The 16,481-nt window shown below is 71.4% G+C and carries 17 protein-coding genes and 1 riboswitch; of the genes, 10 read left to right on the forward strand and 7 right to left on the reverse strand.

Translation table 11 applies throughout. The features are described from left to right. The first annotated feature begins 162 nt into the window (after positions 1 to 162). Positions 163 to 363 (forward strand): Flp family type IVb pilin, encoded by a 201-nt coding sequence (locus KVF89_RS03970; protein ID WP_257423561.1) that lies wholly within the window; start codon positions 163 to 165, stop codon positions 361 to 363. An 81-nt stretch (positions 364 to 444) separates the two neighbouring features. Further along, on the forward strand, positions 445 to 615 hold the full coding sequence (locus tag KVF89_RS03975) for a Flp family type IVb pilin (protein ID WP_257423562.1): 171 nt from the start codon (positions 445 to 447) through the stop codon (positions 613 to 615). Here KVF89_RS03975 and KVF89_RS03980 read toward each other — a convergent pair. The 4 genes from KVF89_RS03980 to KVF89_RS03995 form a co-directional block, all read right to left on the reverse strand. Beyond that, on the reverse strand, positions 605 to 1,858 hold the full coding sequence (locus KVF89_RS03980) for a M48 family metalloprotease (protein WP_257423563.1): 1,254 nt from the start codon (positions 1,856 to 1,858) through the stop codon (positions 605 to 607). The genes KVF89_RS03975 and KVF89_RS03980 overlap by 11 nt on opposite strands. Positions 1,859 to 1,862: 4 nt before the next feature. After that, a complete protein-coding gene (locus KVF89_RS03985) occupies positions 1,863 to 3,074 on the reverse strand; it encodes a hypothetical protein (RefSeq protein WP_257423566.1) in 1,212 nt (403 codons plus the stop codon). Then, positions 3,071 to 4,066: a C40 family peptidase gene (locus KVF89_RS03990; protein ID WP_257423568.1), complete on the reverse strand. Its 996-nt coding sequence runs from the start codon at positions 4,064 to 4,066 to the stop codon at positions 3,071 to 3,073. Before KVF89_RS03990 ends, KVF89_RS03985 begins: the two co-directional genes overlap by 4 nt. A 26-nt stretch (positions 4,067 to 4,092) precedes the next feature. Further along, positions 4,093 to 4,256: riboswitch (cyclic di-AMP (ydaO/yuaA leader) on the reverse strand. 167 nt (positions 4,257 to 4,423) lie between these two features. Continuing rightward, positions 4,424 to 4,630: a hypothetical protein gene (locus KVF89_RS03995; RefSeq protein ID WP_257423570.1), complete on the reverse strand. Its 207-nt coding sequence runs from the start codon at positions 4,628 to 4,630 to the stop codon at positions 4,424 to 4,426. Between the two features lie 94 nt (positions 4,631 to 4,724). Here KVF89_RS03995 and KVF89_RS04000 point away from each other — a divergent pair, with 94 nt between their 5' ends. From KVF89_RS04000 to KVF89_RS04015, 4 genes are read left to right on the forward strand one after another with little or no spacing between them, the layout of a single operon-like run. Next, positions 4,725 to 6,074 carry a hypothetical protein gene (locus tag KVF89_RS04000; protein WP_257423572.1) on the forward strand — a complete coding sequence of 450 codons (1,350 nt, stop codon included), beginning with the start codon at positions 4,725 to 4,727 and terminating at the stop codon, positions 6,072 to 6,074. Between the two features lie 50 nt (positions 6,075 to 6,124). Continuing rightward, entirely contained in the window at positions 6,125 to 7,846 is a 1,722-nt protein-coding gene (locus tag KVF89_RS04005; protein WP_257423574.1) for a DEDD exonuclease domain-containing protein, read from the forward strand. Then, positions 7,843 to 8,121 carry an Lrp/AsnC family transcriptional regulator gene (locus tag KVF89_RS04010; RefSeq protein WP_141798319.1) on the forward strand — a complete coding sequence of 93 codons (279 nt, stop codon included), beginning with the start codon at positions 7,843 to 7,845 and terminating at the stop codon, positions 8,119 to 8,121. Before KVF89_RS04005 ends, KVF89_RS04010 begins: the two co-directional genes overlap by 4 nt. A 5-nt stretch (positions 8,122 to 8,126) precedes the next feature. Beyond that, a complete protein-coding gene (locus tag KVF89_RS04015) occupies positions 8,127 to 9,527 on the forward strand; it encodes a hypothetical protein (protein WP_257423578.1) in 1,401 nt (466 codons plus the stop codon). Positions 9,528 to 9,531: 4 nt separating this feature from the next. Here KVF89_RS04015 and trpD read toward each other — a convergent pair whose 3' ends face one another. From trpD to KVF89_RS04030, 3 genes are read right to left on the reverse strand one after another with little or no spacing between them, the layout of a single operon-like run. After that, complete coding sequence (gene trpD, locus KVF89_RS04020) at positions 9,532 to 10,554, reverse strand: anthranilate phosphoribosyltransferase (protein ID WP_257423579.1); 1,023 nt, start codon at positions 10,552 to 10,554, stop codon at positions 9,532 to 9,534. 16 nt (positions 10,555 to 10,570) lie between these two features. Beyond that, the gene (locus KVF89_RS04025) at positions 10,571 to 10,972 is read right to left on the reverse strand and encodes an Rv3143 family two-component system response regulator (RefSeq protein WP_257423580.1); all 402 of its coding nucleotides are present in this window, start codon (positions 10,970 to 10,972) and stop codon (positions 10,571 to 10,573) included. 10 nt (positions 10,973 to 10,982) lie between these two features. Continuing rightward, positions 10,983 to 11,942 (reverse strand): cytochrome c oxidase assembly protein, encoded by a 960-nt coding sequence (locus KVF89_RS04030; RefSeq protein WP_257423582.1) that lies wholly within the window; start codon positions 11,940 to 11,942, stop codon positions 10,983 to 10,985. A gap of 103 nt (positions 11,943 to 12,045) precedes the next feature. On the opposite strand from KVF89_RS04030, the gene ctaE reads away from it, so the two are divergent. Genes ctaE through qcrB form a run of 4 tightly spaced genes read left to right on the forward strand, consistent with a single transcriptional unit; the run spans position 12,046 to position 16,432 of the window. Next, entirely contained in the window at positions 12,046 to 12,699 is a 654-nt protein-coding gene (ctaE, locus tag KVF89_RS04035) for an aa3-type cytochrome oxidase subunit III (protein ID WP_372497850.1), read from the forward strand. 58 nt (positions 12,700 to 12,757) lie between these two features. Next, entirely contained in the window at positions 12,758 to 13,633 is an 876-nt protein-coding gene (gene qcrC / locus KVF89_RS04040; protein WP_308212700.1) for a cytochrome bc1 complex diheme cytochrome c subunit, read from the forward strand. Further along, complete coding sequence (qcrA, locus tag KVF89_RS04045; RefSeq protein ID WP_257423584.1) at positions 13,630 to 14,727, forward strand: cytochrome bc1 complex Rieske iron-sulfur subunit; 1,098 nt, start codon at positions 13,630 to 13,632, stop codon at positions 14,725 to 14,727. The genes qcrC and qcrA overlap by 4 nt, the downstream gene beginning before the upstream one ends. Next, on the forward strand, positions 14,717 to 16,432 hold the full coding sequence (qcrB, locus tag KVF89_RS04050; RefSeq protein ID WP_257423585.1) for a cytochrome bc1 complex cytochrome b subunit: 1,716 nt from the start codon (positions 14,717 to 14,719) through the stop codon (positions 16,430 to 16,432). Before qcrA ends, qcrB begins: the two co-directional genes overlap by 11 nt. Positions 16,433 to 16,481 lie beyond the last annotated feature (49 nt).

Raw genomic sequence — 16,481 nt, forward strand, 5'->3', positions numbered from 1 at the left:
TCGCTCCGCGGACCCCGTAACACGCTGCTCGGCGCTAGTCCGAAGTGACTAGCCGCGAACAGACGAACTCCGGATCCCTCGTTGGTGCGATTCCGGCAGAGTTCTCGCTATCGGGGAGCACTCCCCGGGGACACGCAGAACAGTGCACACAGGGAGAACCCGATGATCCAGTACCTCAACATCCTGCTCAACGCCCGCCTCGCCAAGATGGAGGAGCGCGGTGCCACCGCCGTCGAGTACGGCCTGCTCGTCGCCCTCATCGCGGCGGTCATCATCGGCGCGGTCGTCATCCTCGGCGGCAAGCTCAACGGCGCGTTCGATACCGTCAACGACAGCCTCGAGAACGTTCCGGCATCTGACTGACTCGGACTCACTCGGCTCGCCGCGTCACCCATCGGTGTGGCGCGGCTGCCGTGCTTCTCTCACGCAGACAGAGGAACACTGATGATCCGATCGGCCGCAGCACGCCAGCGGGGGGCTACAGCCGTCGAGTACGGCCTCCTCGTGGCGCTGATCGCTGCGTCGATCGTCATCTCCATCGTCGTGTTCGGCGGCGAGGTCAACGCTCTCTTCGAGCACACCAACGCCAGCATCGACAACGCGGTCAGTCCCTAGGCCGCGCCTCGAACCGGTTGGCCAACCCGATCCGCTGCAACACCGTGGGGTGCGAGCCGAACCACCACTGCGACCACGCCGGAGGTGTGGGGTCGGCGTGGGAGCGCAGGGCCAGACGGCGCTGGAGGTCGACGAACGACTGGGGGGCGTTGGTCACCTCCAGCGCCGTCTGGTCCGCCCGGGTCTCGACCGCCCGGCTGATGCCGTTCTGGACCGGTGCCGCCAGCAGGGTCGCGAGCGCGACCAGCGCCAGGACCCGAGGCACCGACGTGACCTCGTCCTCGTCCATGCGGCCGCGGCGCGGTCCGGGCAGCACGAGGCCGAGCAGACCCACGCCCAGCAGGGCGCCGGAGGCCCCGAGCAGGGTGCCGGTCAGCACGTCGTCGTACTTCGCGTGGGCCAGTTCGTGCGCGACGACGGAGAGCGTCTCGTTGCGGGGAGAGTCCTCGACCAGCGTGTCGTAGAGAACCACCCGGCGGCTGTGTCCGAAGCCCGAGACGTAGGCGTTGAGGGTGGTCGTGCGACGGGACGCGTCGGCGACCAGGACGTCGTCGACCGCCACCCCCTCCGCGTCGGCGAGGGCGAGCACATCGGAGCGCAGCGGACCGTCCGGCAGTGACGCGAACCGGTTGAACACCGGTTCCACGACCACCGGATAGGCGAAGGAGCCGAGCACGACCAGGACCGCGGCCGCCAGGCCCGCCGCCGCGGGCCACAGCCGCGGCAGGCGTCGCATGCAGCCGACCAGCGCCACGACCGCGATCGACGTGCCGACGACCGTCACCAGGAGGCCCTTGACCTGGTCGAGGCCCCAGGCCCCCCAGCTACTGGTCACCAGGCCCTCGTCGAGGCCGAGCATCCGCAGCGCGATCCCGAACGGCAGGGTCACCAGCTCACCGACCACGGCCAGTCCCACCACCACGACGACGGCACGGACCCACCACCAGCCGCGCAGCCGGCCCGCCCAGCGGCGTCCGGTCTGCCCGAAGCCCAGCCACACCGCCACTCCCAGGGAGACCGCGAGCCGGGACCAGCTCCAGATCCGTCCCCACAGGGCGTAGTGCTCGCCGCGCTCGATCTGCTCCCGGGTGAAGACCGAGGACGCGGTCACCGGGTCGGGCAGGCCATCCGGGACCGGGTGCCACGGCACCCGCGCCAGGGCGATCAGCACGAAGGCGGCGGCGCCCACCAGCACGGTGCCGAGCGCGACCCGGCGCACCGCCGCTCTGTCATCGACCAGCACCCGGTCAGCCTGCCACGCCGGGCAACGCGGCGAGCCGGTCCCGCCAGGCGGCGGTGAGCTCGGCCTCGGTCCACCCCAGGTGCTCACGCAGCGCGGTCACCAGGTCGCCGCCGGCGAGGACGTCGTCGTAGAGCTCGACCAGCGCCCGCTCTCCCCCGTGCTCGGCGAGAGTGACGCACGCCAGCCAGGCAGCCTCGTAGACGGCGCCGAGATGGCTGGCCGTCGGATCGAAGTCGCCGGGGAGAGGCAGCTCCTTCGGCGGGCCGGCCCGGCGCACCTGCTCGGCGATCTGCCCGGCGGTCGTGGTCAGGGGCAGGTCGACGTCACGCAGGGCGACGTAGTCGGCGAAGCCCTCGACCAGCCAGAGCGGTGCCCGGCGCGCCGCCACGGCGTCCGTGAGCGCGTGCACTGCCTCGTGGGTCATCACGACCTGTGCGGCCACGCGGTCGAGGTCGTCGTAGACCCCGCGGTTGAGGAACACGTGCACCGGGCTCCCCGCAGCCTCGGTGCCGTCGACCGGCGCGGTGATCGCCGCGATCGCGTCGTACTGCCCCGGCTCGGTGTCGAGGGCCTGGCGCAGCGCATCGGCGTCGGCCGGCACCTCCACGACCAGGCCGCCGTCGCCGGGCACCACGGCGCGGACCTGCGCGACGGCACGGCGGGCCGCGGCGAGGTAGGGCTCACCCCCGGCGTCGTCACCGGCGACCGCGACGAGCACCTTCCCGTCCTTGCGTACGTCGAGCGCGCCGGCGAGCCACAGCGGGAGCCGGGCACCGGCGCCCCCCACGGCGGCGATCGTCGCGCCGCTGTCGGCGAAGGAGACGGGGAGCTCGATCCGGGCCGAGGTCGAGTCGAAGCCGTCGACCCGCCAGGTCACGGCCACCTGACCGTCCCAGGCATCGGCCCCGCTGGTGCGACCGGTCTCGGTCACGTAGCGGAAGGTGACATCGGCGAGCCCGAGCGCCTCGGCATTGGCGACGACGGCCGTCAGCAGGTCGCGCACCGTGACGTCGGCGCCGAGGTCGGCGGCGGCCGGCCCGTCACCGTCGCGGATCGCGGTCTGGAGGTCCGCCAGCGTGTCAGCCGCCACGGCTGCGTCGGCGACGTCACCCGTGACGACCGGTGGCGGCGCGACATAGTCGTCCTTGGCGCAGCCGCCCGCCAGCAGGGCTGCGGCCGCCAGGATCGCCGGAAGGCGCCCTGCTCGGGCTCTCACCCAGGCCGGACCGCTCCGGTGTAGGGCATCTCGTCGAGGTCGGAGACCTTGACGCCGGCGCCCGGGTTGGCCGCGTGCACGATCAGGCCGTTGCCGAGGTAGATCCCCACGTGGCTGATCGGGTTGTAGTAGAAGACGAGGTCGCCGGGCTGCAGGTCGCTCTTCGCGACCCGGGCGCCGCTGCCGTACTGGGCCCGCGAGGAGTGCGGCAGGCTCACGTCGGCCTGCGCGTAGGCCATCATGGTCAGCCCCGAGCAGTCGAAGGCGTTGGGGCCGGCAGCACCCCAGACGTAGGCGTCGCCGACCTGGGCGAGCGCGTACTCGATCGCCGCGGCGGCACGACCGGAGGCCGGGATGGAGGTCGCGTCGATCGGGCGGCCGGCGTTGCGGGAGAGAAGCGCGGCACGCTCCTCGGCCTCGAGCTGCGAGAGCAGGTCCTGGGCCTCGGCCAGCTTGGCGTCGGCGGTCTTCTTCTCCTCCGCGAGGGTCGCCTTGAGCTGCCGGATGTCGTCGCGGCGCTCGGCGGTCTGGTCCTTGCGGATGTCGTAGGCCTCGACCTCGGCGCCGTAGTCGGCGAGGAGCGAGTCCTGGAGACCCTCCACGGTGGACATGGTGGAGAGCTCGTCGAGGAAGCCCTGGGAGTCGGCGGACAGCAGCTCGCCGGTGGGGCCGAGGCTGCCGGACTGGTACTGCTGGATGAGCGAGTCGCGCACGTCGGAGCGAACTCCGGCGAGGGCGTCGCCCTGGCGGGACTGGTCCGCCTCGAGGGAGGACAGGTCGTCGTTGAGCTCGGAGAGCTCGAGCTCGGCGTCGTTGTAGCGCTCGGCCGCCTGCTCCGACTCGTGGAAGAGCCGGTCGACCCGCGCCTGGACGGTGGTGATGTCGGGCTCCGCCTGCGCGGGAGAGGTCGCGCCGCTGATCGACAGCGTGATCGCTCCGGTGACGGCGAGTGCCGCGAGCGCGGCGGTGGTGCGTGTGCGGCCGTTCAGCACGAGCTGGCGGTCCCCTCTGGTTGTCGTACGCCTACCGGGTGAGCTGACGGATTCGGGCACGACTCGCCCTACCCGCACTCCTCGCGCTGACGGTGGTCCGTCGGACCGCTGCCCTCGCGCCTCGTGGCGGGATTCACCCCAGAGTGATTGGTTCCCCGGCTCCGGACCCCGAGTGACTCCGGACTCAGCGCGGCGCCCGCGCGGGTCGGTCGACCCACTTCCTCGGACACCTGAACGAGCAGCCTAGTCATAGGCCACGGTCGGGCCAAACCCGTCGAGGGCGTGTTGGGGACGATCGCGTCGCACACGACGTCACATCCCTCACTTGCGCCCCTGGAGTCACGCTGGTCACGATGGTCACGCCGACTCGACCCGGGGGCCGTCCACCGGCCGGACCAGCCGCAACGGCGGCACCAGCCCCCCGTCGGCCAGCGCCTCGAGCGCGGCCATCTCGTCGTCGCCGATCACCAGCTCGGGGGGTGGCCCCAGCAGCACCGTCACCACACAGTCGTGGCAGGCCAGGCCTCGCACCACGCAGGTGTCACAGTCGATCCTCGTCGTCATGCCGGCGAGGCTCGCACCAGGCTCCGACACAAACCCGCGCACGACTCCCGCGGTACGGCTCCGGGCCCCGCCCACGGCTGACACAATCGCTCGCGTGAGCGTCGACCACCGCGCCCGGGACCGGCGGACGATCCGGGTCGGGCTGGCCCTCTTCCTGCTCACCTCGGTGCTCTACGTCGCCACGGCCGGCTACCACCGGGTGCACATCGACGTGCTGTCGGCGGACGTCGGCGCCTGGCGGATCGCCGCGACGGGCGAGCCGTCGATCGACGGACTCGACACCTCCTCGATCAACCGCACCAAGGTCGACCTGTTCTCGACCGTCCACGACGGACGCACCGTCATCGCCCGCTCGCCGGGCGTCGTCGCGGCCGGGGTGCCGGGCTACGCCCTGCGTCAGTGGCTGACCGATGCCGGACCGGACGCCGAGGACTTCACCACCGTGCCCCCCACGGTGACCGCGGCGCTGCTGATCGCGCTCAGCGTCCTCCTCATGTGGGGCGCGCTGCTGCAGCTGACGACCCGGCGCAACGCCACCGCGGCAGCGCTCGTGCTCGCACTGGCGACGCCGGTGTGGTCGGTGGCGGCCGACGGGATGTGGACCCACACGCTGACCGTGCTCGGCATCAGCGGGATGGCCTTCGGCGCCGCGCGCGACCGCTGGCTGCTGGTCGGCCTGTTCGGCGGGATCGCCGTCTGGGGCAGACCGCACACGGCGATGGTGGCTGCCGCCGTGGCACTGACCTGCGCCTGGGTCCAGCGACGCCCCGGGATCGCGGTCCGTGTGGTCGCGGTCGGGGCCGTCCTCACCTTCGGCGCCAGCCTGTGGTCGTACGTCCTCTACGGCCGTTGGACGCCCTCCGGCAGCTACGCCCCGACGCCCTACCTCTCACGCGGCTCGGGCTCGCAGTACGAGTTCAACCAGACCGTCGACGGACTGCTGCGCAACGAGGCCGCGATGTGGTTCGCCCTGGACCGGGGCATCCTGGCCTGGACACCGGTGGTCGTGGTCCTGCTCCCCTCGCTCGTCCGCACCTGGCGCACGCAGCCGGCATGGACCCGGGCACTCCTCCTCGCCGGTATCGCCTACACGCTGTTCCAGGGAGCGGTCGCACCCTTCCATGGGGGCGACGGCATCTACGGCTACCGCCATGGCCTGGAGTTCCTCGCCTGCGCGACCCCCGCCCTGGTCGTCGCCGCCACCCAGGCAGGGAGCCGGACCCGCGCCGTGTTCGAGGTCGTGGTCGGCGTCCAGCTCGCCGCGTTCGCCCTGGGCGGCGTCCTCAACCGGCCCACGCTGACTGTCGGACGCCAGTGGGACGACAACGCCTTCGCCTCCGCGCTGCGTGACGTCCCGGCGCTGTGGGCCTGGGTGACGCTGTGCGTGGGCCTGGTGCTCCTGCTCTCCCGGATGTACCTGCGCGAGGCCGACCGGGTCACCTGACCGGGCGCGGCTCCCGGGATGCGTCGGAGGTGACGCCTACCGTCGGAGACATGACGGCAGCACCCATCGACGGCACGCGGCGGTGGGATGCGCAGCGCAGCTTCGACGAGCTCGGCCGCCCGCTGCACGACGTCACCTTCTGCGTCGTCGACCTCGAGACCACCGGCGGCTCCCCCGGCGACGGCGACATGATCACCGAGATCGGCGCGGTGAAGGTCCGCGGTGGCGAGGTCCTCGGCGAGTTCCAGACCCTGGTCAACCCGCACACCGCCATCCCGGCGTTCATCGCCGTGCTCACCGGCATCACCAACGGCATGGTCGCCGACGCGCCCCCGATCCGGTCCGCGCTGCCGGCCTTCCTGGAGTTCGCCGCCGGGTCCGTGATCGTCGCGCACAACGCCCGCTTCGACGTGGGCTTCCTCAAGCACGACGCGCTCCGGCTCGACATCGCCTGGCCCGACTTCGAGGTCCTCGACACGGTCAAGCTGGCCCGCCACGTGGTCACCCGCGACGAGGCGCCCAACCACAAGCTCTCGTCCCTGGCCCGTGTCTTCCGGTCCGGCACGACCCCCAACCACCGCGCGCTCGCCGACGCGCGGGCGACCGTCGACGTGCTGCACGGCCTCATGGAGCGCCTCGGCGGGCTGGGCGTCCACACCCTCGAGGAGCTCCAGGGCTACTCGAGCAAGGTCGCCGGCGCGGCCCGCCGCAAGCGGCACCTCGCCGAGCACCTCCCCCACGCCCCTGGCGTCTACCTGTTCCGCGACGACAGCTCCCGGGTGCTCTACGTCGGCACGTCGCGCGACCTCCGCCGCCGCGTCCGCAGCTACTTCACGGCGTCGGAGAAGCGGACCCGGATCGGTGAGATGGTGCAGATCGCGTCCTCGGTGAGCGCCGTCGAGTGCGCGACCCCGCTCGAGGCGTCGGTCCGCGAGCTGCGCCTGATCGCCGAGCACAAGCCGCCCTACAACCGCCGTTCCCGGCACCCGGAGAAGGTCACCTGGCTGAAGCTGACCCAGGAGCCGTGGCCACGGCTGTCCCTCGTCAAGCGGGTGCTCGACGACGACGCCGACTACCTCGGTCCGTTCTCCTCCCGCGCGGCGGCCGAGAGCTCCCTGGCGGCGTTGCACGAGGTCTTCCCCATCCGCCAGTGCAACGACCGCTTCGGTCTCCAGCCGCGGCGCAGCGCGTGCGTCCTGGCCGAGATGGACCGCTGCCTGTCGCCCTGCGACGGGAGCGTCGATCCGCAGACGTACGCCGCCGTCGTGCGTCAGCTGCGCGACACGCTGCTGCGTCGCCCCGACGACGTCGTCGACCTCGTCCACGCCCGGATGTCGGACCTGGCCGCCCAGGAGCGCTTCGAGGAGGCCGCCCACCATCGTGACCGGCTGGCCGACTTCGTGCGCGCGGCGGCCCGCACCCAGCGCCTGACCGCGCTCACCAGCTGTCCGGAGGTGATCGCGGCCCGCCGCGAGGACGACGGTCGCTGGGCCGTCCACGTGGTGCGCCACGGGCGGCTCGCGGCCGCCGGAGTCATACCTGCCGGCACCGACGCCGTCGCGTACGTCGACGGCCTGCGCGCCACGGCCGAGACCGTCCTGCCGGCGATCGGTCCGACGCCCGCGGCGACCGCGGAGGAGTCCGAGTGCATCCTGCGCTGGCTCGAGTCGCCCGGGGTGCGCCTGGTCGAGGTCGTCGGCGAGTGGGCCTGCCCGGTTCAGGGCGCGGGTCGCCACGCTCCCCGGTTCTGCGGCACTACTGTTGGCCCATGATCACCGCCATCGTCTTCGTCCAGGCCGAGACCGCGCGGATCCCCGAGGTCGCCGAGGCGATCGCAGCGCTCGAGGGAGTGAGCGAGGTCTACTCCGTGACCGGTCAGATCGACCTGATCGCACTGGTCCGGGTGAGCTCCCACGACGACATCGCCGCGGTGGTCGCCGACCGCCTCAACAAGGTCGACGGGGTCGTCGACACCGAGACGCACATCGCCTACCGCGCCTACTCCCGCCACGACCTCGAGGCGGCGTTCTCGCTCGGGCTCGACTGACCGCCGTGACCGAGCGGCCCGTCGAGGCACCGCCCCGGTTCGCGCTGCTCGCCCGGGCGATCCCGGTGCTCGTCGGTCTCCTGCTCGCCCTCGTCCTGATCCTGCTGACCCGACGCCCGTTCCGCGCCTTCGACACCTACTTCCACCTCCGCTTCGGTGAGGAGTTCCGGCACGGCTGGTCGATCGCCCACCCGGGCCAGCTCAGCAGCGCCTCCACCAACGACTGGGTGCCGACCCAGTGGCTGGGCCAGGTCGGGCTGTCCTGGGTCGACGACATCGCCGGTGCCGCCGGGCTGGCCGTCCTCCTCGGCGCGGTCGCGGTCGCGCTGACCGGCTCGCTGTACCTCGTGCTGCGCCACCGCGCCGGTCCGGCCCTCGCCGCGGCGCTCACGGCCGTGGCCGTGATCGGCTGGCTGCCCAGCCTGTCGCTGCGTCCGCAGCTGCTCAGCTACCTGTTCCTCGTTGCCGTCGTCGCGGCCTGGGACCGCGCCCGCCGCACCGGCAGCGCGCCCTGGCTGCTCGTGCCCCTGGCCTGGTTGTGGGCGACCTGCCACGGCATGTGGGTCCTCGGCGTCGGGGCGAGCGCCGTGCTCGCCGTCGCCGTCGTCCTCGAACGCCGCCCCTTCCGGCGCGCGTCCCTCCCGCTGCTGGCGGTGCCGGTCGCCATGCTGCTGGCCGCGCTGGTCACGCCGGTCGGGCCACGGCTGCTCTCGGCGGTCCTGCTGGTGAACTCGCGGGCCGAGTACTTCCACGAGTGGCGTGCCCCCGAGCTGATCACGGTGGCCGCGCTGCCCGTGACCGGGCTGCTGGTGGCGGCGGTGCTGCTCCTGGTGCGCCGCGACGGCGTCCGGCCCTACGACATCGGCCTGCTCGGGCTCGGCGGCGTGTTCGCCGTCTACTCCCAGCGCACCCTGCCGCTGGCCCTGATCGTGCTCACCTGCGTGGTCGCGGGCGCCGCGCGCCGGACTGCGCCACGGATCTCCTGGCCCGAGAGTGCCGGTCTGGCCGCCCTCGCGGCCCTCGTGCTGGCAGTGGCCCCGACCCAATCCGTCCTGGACGATCCCGCCGAGGACGTCCGGCCGTTCACCACCGCGCTCGACGCACTGCCCCCGGGCAGCGTCGTGGTCACCGACTGGCCGATCGGCAGCATCCTGCTGTGGACCGAGCCGCAGCTGGAGATCCCGCTGCACGGCTACGGCGACGTCTACACCGACGCCGAGCTGGAGCGGTACGACGACCTGGCGCGTCTCGCGCCCGGCTGGGACGCGACCCTGGCGCGGCTGGCGCCGGACGCCGCGCTGCTCCCCTTCGACGACCCGTTGGCCTACGCGCTCGCCGGCCGGGGCTGGTCGTGGGTGCAGACCGGCGGCGCGGGGCCCCTCGTCCTGCTGACGCCGCCGCGCTAGCCGGTCACGCCGAGGCGGCTGCCACCCAGCGGTCCAGCGTGGCCTGGGCCGCGCCCGAGTCGATGGCGTCGACCGCCCGGGCGATGCCGGCGGCCAGCGCCTCGTCGTACGCCGTGCCGGGAGCGTCGTAGACGGCGAGCGCGGCACCGGCGTTGAGCAGCACCGCATCGCGCACCGGCCCGGTCTTGCCGGCGAGCAGGTCCCGGACGACGCCGGCGTTGTGCTGGGCGTCGCCACCGCGCAGGTCCTCGGCGGTCGCGGGCGCGATGCCGAGCCGCGCCGGGTCGACGGCGACCTCGTCGACCTCGCCGCCGTGGACGAGCCACAGCCGCGAGGTGGTGGTCGTGGTGAGCTCGTCGAGCCCGTCGTCACCGCGGAACACCCAGGCGTCGACGCCACGACGGGCGAACACGCCGGCCATCACCGGCGCGAGCCGCACATCCGCGCAGCCGATCGCCTGGGCCGCGGGACGGGTCGGGTTGGCCAGCGGACCGAGCACGTTGAAGGCCGTGCCGATCCCCAGCTCCTTGCGGGGCACCGCGGCGTGCCGCATCGCGGGGTGGAAGGCCGCGGCGAAGCAGAAGGTGATGCCGGCCTCCTCGGCGACCTCCGCGACGCGGTCGGCGGGGAGGTCGAGCCGGACGCCGAGCGCCTCCAGCACGTCCGCGGTCCCCGCCTGCGACGACGCCGAACGGTTGCCGTGCTTGACCACCCGCGCGCCGGCGCCGGCGGCGACGATCGCGGCCATGGTCGAGATGTTCACCGAGAAGGACCGGTCACCGCCCGTGCCGACGACGTCGAGCAGCCGGCCGGGCACGGAGATCGGCGTCATCACGGCGTACATCGCCTCGACGAGTCCGGTGAGCTCGTCGATCGACTCGCCCTTGGCACGCAGCGCGACCACGAAGCCGGCGATCTGGGCCGGGGTGGCCTCTCCGGCGAGGATCTCGCCCATCGCCCAGGTGGACTGCGCAGGCGTCAGGTCCTCCCCGGCGACGAGAGTGCCGAGGACGTCGGGCCAGGTCATCGCTGGTTCGTCCGCCTCAGGCTGGGACGCGGGCGCGCAGCAGCGAGACCACGGCCTCCGCGAGCTGGATCGGGTCGAGCGGGTGCGGCACAGCGGCGTCCGCGCGCGACCAGGTCGCCAGCCAGGCATCCTGGGGGCGGCCGGTGAGCACCACGAGCGGCGGGCAGTCCAGGATCTCGTCCTTGAGCTGCTTGGCGATGCCCATGCCGCCGGCCGGGACCGCCTCGCCGTCGAGGATGGCGAGGGCGAGCTCGCCGCCGTCCATGTTCTGGATCACGACCGGCTCGGTCGCGACCTCGACGTACTCCAGCTCGGGCAGGTCCGGGTGGGGGCGACGCCCCAGGGCCAGGATCACCTGCTCGCGGGTGTGCACGTCGTCGCTGTAGACGAGCACCTTCAGAGTCTTGGGTGAGGTCACCCGCGCGATGCTACTCGGACCGCGCCCGGTCCGGCCCTGTGACCTCGGTCGCGGCGAGCCGCTGCTGGCGTTCGAGCCGGTCGAGACGCCGATCCTCACGTCGTGCCTCCTGCGTCGAGGAGCGCACCCACTGGACGAACAGCACCACGAAGAACACCAGACCGACCAGGTCACCCGCGCCCCACAGGATGCCCCCGGCGAGCTTCTGGTCGTCGAACGGGTCCGGCAGCCAGGCGCCGAGCGGACCCTCGTGGAGCGACGGGTACCAGTCGCCGCCGAGGAGCGTCGTCTGACCCATGATCGTGACACCCAGGAACGCGTGGAACGGCAGCGTCATCACCGTGAGCAGGACGCGGAACGGATGGGCCACTCGGCCGGGCAGCGGGTCGACGCCGACGATCGGCCAGAAGAACAGCGCCCCGACGGTGACGAGGTGGACGTGCATCATCTCGTGGACGTAGGTCGAGCGGAGCGAGGCGTCGTACCAGCCGGTGAAGTAGAGCGCCCACGGCGAGATGACGTAGAGGCCGAAGGCCAGCGGCGGGAAGCCGAGCACCTTGGCCAGGCGCGAGTGCAGCAGCGTGAGGAGCCAGCCGCGGAGACGGCGGGGCAGGGTCCGGAGAGCGAGCGTGACGGGGGCGCCGAGCGCGAGGGAGAGCGGCACGATCATCGAGAGCACCATGTGCTGGACCATGTGCGCGCTGACCAGCACGGTGTCATAGGCAGCCAGCCCGGACGAGGTCGCGAGGTAGAACGCGGCCAGGCCGATCCCCCAGGCGATCGAGCGCCCGACCGGCCAGTGGTCGCCCCGACGGCGCAGCGCAAGCACACCGACCAGGTAGAGGCCGCCGGCCCAGACCGTGACGACGAGCGGCAGCGGAGCAAGGCCCCACTGCGAGAGCAGTGCCCCGGCGTCGAAGGGAGGCAGGTTCTCGACCTCGGCCGCGGCGGACGACCCCACCAGCACCACGCGTACCTCCCCGTCCCCTTCAGGACCCGTTCGAGCGTAGGTCGTGGGTGGTTATCGCTCAGAACGGGGGGTCGGGTGCCGCCCCGGAGCGTTAGACGCCATAATGGCGCCCGTGGCGATCTCAGCTTCGGCAACACTTCCGGCCTCGCGCCTGCACGGCCAGCACGACCGACCCAGCATGGTCGCCGTCGGCACCATCATCTGGCTGTCCAGCGAGCTCATGTTCTTCGCGGCCCTGTTCGCCGCGTACTTCACGATCCGCTCGGTCTCGCCCGAGATGTGGGCGGAGAACACCGAGCTGCTGAACGTGCCGTTCGCGTCGGTCAACACCACGATCCTGGTGCTGTCGTCGTTCACCTGCCAGCTCGGCGTCTTCGCCGCGGAGCGCGGACAGGTCTCGCGCGCGGGATCGCTGCTGCAGGTCGGCAAGTGGGGTCTGCGCGAGTGGTTCATCCTGACCTACGTCATGGGCGCGATCTTCGTCGGCGGCCAGGCGCTCGAGTACGCCGAGCTCATCCACGAGGGCGTCACGATCCCCAACGACGCCTACGGCACGATGTTCTACCTGACCACCGGCTTCCACGGCATCCACGTGACCGGCGGACTCATCGCCTTCCTCTTCGTCCTGGGCCGCACGTACGCCGCCAGACGCTTCACCCACGAGCAGGCGGTCAGCGCGATCGTCGTCTCCTACTACTGGCACTTCGTCGACGTCGTGTGGATCGGCCTGTTCGCGACGATCTACCTGATCAAGTGACACGGCGGCCCCTGATGACGAAGAGCTGTTGGATCTTCCGGACTGACAAGGACTGAATGTGCGCCTTCTGAACCGATCCGCCGGTCGACTCTCGCGGCACCGCCGCGGTCCGATCGCCGGACTCCTGGTGCTCGTCTGTGGCCTGCTGCTGACGGGCGGTCTCTACGCGGCGCTCGCGCCTGCCCAAGCGGACACCGACCAGAGCCAGGCGGAGCTGGTCAAGGACGGACGCGAGCTCTTCCTGGTCGGCTGCGCCTTCTGCCACGGCCAGAACGGCGAGGGCGTGCTCACCCAGGGCGGCTCGCAGTACGGCCCGGCCCTGACCGACGTCGGCGCTGCCGCGGTCGACTTCCAGGTCGGCACCGGCCGCATGCCGATGGCCCAGCCCGGTTCCCAGGCGCCGCGCAAGGAGGTCGTCTACACCAAGGAGGAGACCGCCGCGCTGTCTGCGTTCGTCGCCTCGCTCGGCACCGGTCCGGCCATCCCGGACAAGGAGCTCTACTCCACCGAGGGCATGAGCGACAAGGAGCTCGAGGAGCTCGTCGCCCGTGGCGGCCAGATCTTCCTCGCCAACTGCACCGCGTGCCACAACTTCGAGGGTTCGGGCGGAGCCATGCCGCGCGGCGGCTACGCGCCCAAGATCCGGGGCGTCGACTCCAAGCACATCTACGAGGCGATGCTCACCGGTCCGCAGTCGATGGACACCTTCTCCGACGGCAACATCCCCCCCGAGGACAAGAAGGCCGTCATCGCCTACCTCAACAAGCTGGACGAGAGCCCGAGCTACAGCGGATTCACACTGGGCGGCCTCGGTCCGGTCAGTGAGGGCATCATCGCCTGGGTCGGCGGCATCGGCCTCCTGGTCGGCTTCGCCGTCTGGATCGCGGCGCACACCACCCGCTCGAGCAAGAAGAAGGACGAGGCGGCAGCGTGACCGACGCACACAACAACGACGCCCACGGCGGAGAGCTCGCGGTCGCCGAGCCGATCGCCGATCCCGGCCTGCCCGAGCACCAGTGGCGTCCCACGGACGTCGACCCGGCCAAGGAGAAGCGCGCCGAGCGGCAGGTCGCCGCCCTGTTCGGCCTGTCGGCAGTCTCCACCGTCCTCTTCCTGGTCGCCTACTTCACCCTGGACATCGGCGACGACTGGCATGTCGTCGGGGGCTTCGGCGCCTCGACGATGGCGCTGGGCTTCACCCTCGGCCTCGCCTTGATGCTCATCGGCGTCGGCATCATCCACTGGGCCCGCAAGCTCATGGCCGACCACGAGATGGTCGAGCTCCGCCACCCGGCGCGCTCCCCCGACGAGGACCGCGAGGTCGCCGTCCAGGCGCTGACCGACGGCGTCGCCGAGTCGGGCATCGGCCGCCGCCCGCTGATCCGCAACTCGCTGCTCGGCGCGGTCGGCCTGCTCGGCCTGCCGGCCGTGGTCCTGCTCCGCGACCTCGGTCCGCTGCCGGGCAACAAGCTCTACCACACGATCTGGGGCAAGGGCCTGGAGGACAAGCCGATGCGGATCGTCCGCGACGGCATCTGGACCCCGATCCTCGCCTCGGACCTCGAGATCGGCGACCTGGTCAACTGCCAGCCCGACGCCCTCCACAACCCGGAGCGCTACGACATCGACCCGACCGAGGTCGAGGGTGTGAACCTCCAGGTCCACAAGTCCAAGGCCTCGCTGATCCTGCTGCGGATGAACCCGGGCGACATCATCCCGGGCAAGGACGCGAAGGGCGACAGCCGCGAGAACTGGACGGTCGACGGGATCGTCGCCTACTCGAAGATCTGCACCCACGTCGGCTGCCCGATCTCGCTGAACGAGCGCACGACACACCACCTGCTGTGCCCGTGCCACCAGTCCACCTTCGACCTCGCGGACTCCGGCAAGGTGGTGTTCGGCCCCGCCGGCCGGCCGCTGCCCCAGTTGCCGATCACGGTCGACGACGAGGGCTACCTGGTCGCGCAGAGCGACTTCGACGAGCCGGTCGGCCCGACCTTCTGGGAGCGTGACTACTATGAGCGTTGATGTGAGCAAGGTCGCCTCGACCAACGGCACGACGCCAGCGACCGCCAAGGGCGGCAACACGGCCGGCGCCATCGCCACCTGGGCCGACGAGCGCCTCGGCCTCGGCACGGCGATGAAGAAGAACATCCGCAAGGTCTTTCCGGACCACTGGTCGTTCATGCTCGGCGAGATCGCGCTGTGGAGCTTCGTCGTCGTTCTGCTGACCGGTGTCTTCCTGACGCTCTGGTTCGACCCGAGCATGACCGAGATCCAGTACGACGGCTCCTACGACCCGCTGCGCGGCGTCCACATGTCGTCGGCGATGGCCTCGACCCTCGACATCTCCTTCGACGTCCGCGGTGGCCTGCTCATGCGGCAGATGCACCACTGGGGCGCGATGATCTTCATCGCCTCGATGATGATCCACATGCTCCGCGTCTACCTGACCGGCGCGTTCCGCAAGCCGCGCGAGCTGAACTGGATCATCGGCTGCCTGCTCCTGCTGCTCGGCACGATCGAGGGCTTCACCGGCTACTCCCTGCCTGACGACCTGCTCTCGGGCACGGGCGTCCGGGCCGCGGACGGCTTCATGAAGGCCTCGCCGGTGGTCGGCTCCTACATGTCGTTCTTCCTGTTCGGCGGCGAGTTCCCCGGTGACTCGATCATCCCGCGGTTCTACGCCATGCACATCCTGCTGATCCCGGGCCTGCTGCTGGCCCTGGTGGCCGCGCACATGCTGCTGCTCGTCTACCACAAGCACACGCAGTGGCCCGGGCCCGGCCGGACCGAGCAGAACGTCGTCGGCTACCCGATGCTCCCGGTCTACGCGGCCAAGGCGGGCGGCTTCTTCTTCATCGTGTTCGGCACGATCGCGATGATGGGCGGACTGTTCTCGATCAACGCGGTCTGGAAGTACGGCCCCTACGACCCGTCCAAGGTGACCGCGGGCTCCCAGCCCGACTGGTACATGGGCTGGCCGGACGGCCTGCTCCGGATCATCCCGGCGTGGGAGACCCACATCTGGGGCGTCAACTTCTCGTGGAACGTGATCCTCCCGATCCTCGTCATGCCGCCGCTGATGCTGATGATCCTGATGGCGCTGCCGTTCATCGAGTCCTGGATCACCGGCGACAAGCGGGAGCACCACCTGCTCCAGCGCCCGCGCAACGCGCCGACCCGGACCGCGATCATGGTGGCGCTGATGACCTTCTACGGCCTCTCCTGGGCCGCGGGCGGCAACGACATCATCGCGATCAAGATGCACCTGAGCATCAACCAGATCACGTACTTCCTGCGGGGGGCGGTGTTCATCGGGCCGGTGATTGCCTTCATCATCACGCGGCGCTGGTGCATCTCGCTCCAGCGTCACGACGAGGGCAAGCTGCTCCACGGCTACGAGTCCGGTGTCCTGGTCCGCTCCCCCGAGGGCGGCTATGCCGAGAAGCACCTGCCGCTTCCGGAGGGCAAGGCGTACACGCTCACGGCCCGGGACGACGACCCGAGGCCCGAGACGGCCGAGGAGATCGAGGCCTCGGGTGTGACCGGCCGCCACCTGCGACTGCGCAAGCTGCGCGCCCGGCTCGCCAGGGTGTTCTTCTCGGACAACGTCCAGAAGCCCACGGCCGAGGAGCTGCACGAGGCTCAGCACCACGCGGAGCACGAGCTCCACGAGCTCGAGTCGCAGATCGCCGCCGGCCCGAACCGGCACGGTCCGGCCGAGCACTGATCCGACGACGAGGGCCCGGACACCCGATGGGTGTCCGGGCCCTCGTCAT

This window comes from Nocardioides carbamazepini (assembly GCF_024614185.1).
Lineage (GTDB): Bacteria > Actinomycetota > Actinomycetes > Propionibacteriales > Nocardioidaceae > Nocardioides > Nocardioides carbamazepini.

Bases quoted from the DNA above. Each gene is read 5' to 3' on its own strand.
- KVF89_RS03970 (WP_257423561.1), top strand. From the start codon at position 163: ATGATCCAGTACCTCAACATCCTGCTCAACGCCCGCCTCGCCAAGATG.
- KVF89_RS03975 (WP_257423562.1), top strand. From the start codon at position 445: ATGATCCGATCGGCCGCAGCACGCCAGCGGGGGGCTACAGCCGTCGAG.
- KVF89_RS03995 (WP_257423570.1), bottom strand. From the start codon at position 4,630: ATGACGACGAGGATCGACTGTGACACCTGCGTGGTGCGAGGCCTGGCC.
- KVF89_RS04005 (WP_257423574.1), top strand. From the start codon at position 6,125: ATGACGGCAGCACCCATCGACGGCACGCGGCGGTGGGATGCGCAGCGC.
- KVF89_RS04010 (WP_141798319.1), top strand. From the start codon at position 7,843: ATGATCACCGCCATCGTCTTCGTCCAGGCCGAGACCGCGCGGATCCCC.
- trpD (WP_257423579.1), bottom strand. From the start codon at position 10,554: ATGACCTGGCCCGACGTCCTCGGCACTCTCGTCGCCGGGGAGGACCTG.
- ctaE (WP_372497850.1), top strand. From the start codon at position 12,046: ATGGCGCCCGTGGCGATCTCAGCTTCGGCAACACTTCCGGCCTCGCGC.
- qcrB (WP_257423585.1), top strand. From the start codon at position 14,717: ATGAGCGTTGATGTGAGCAAGGTCGCCTCGACCAACGGCACGACGCCA.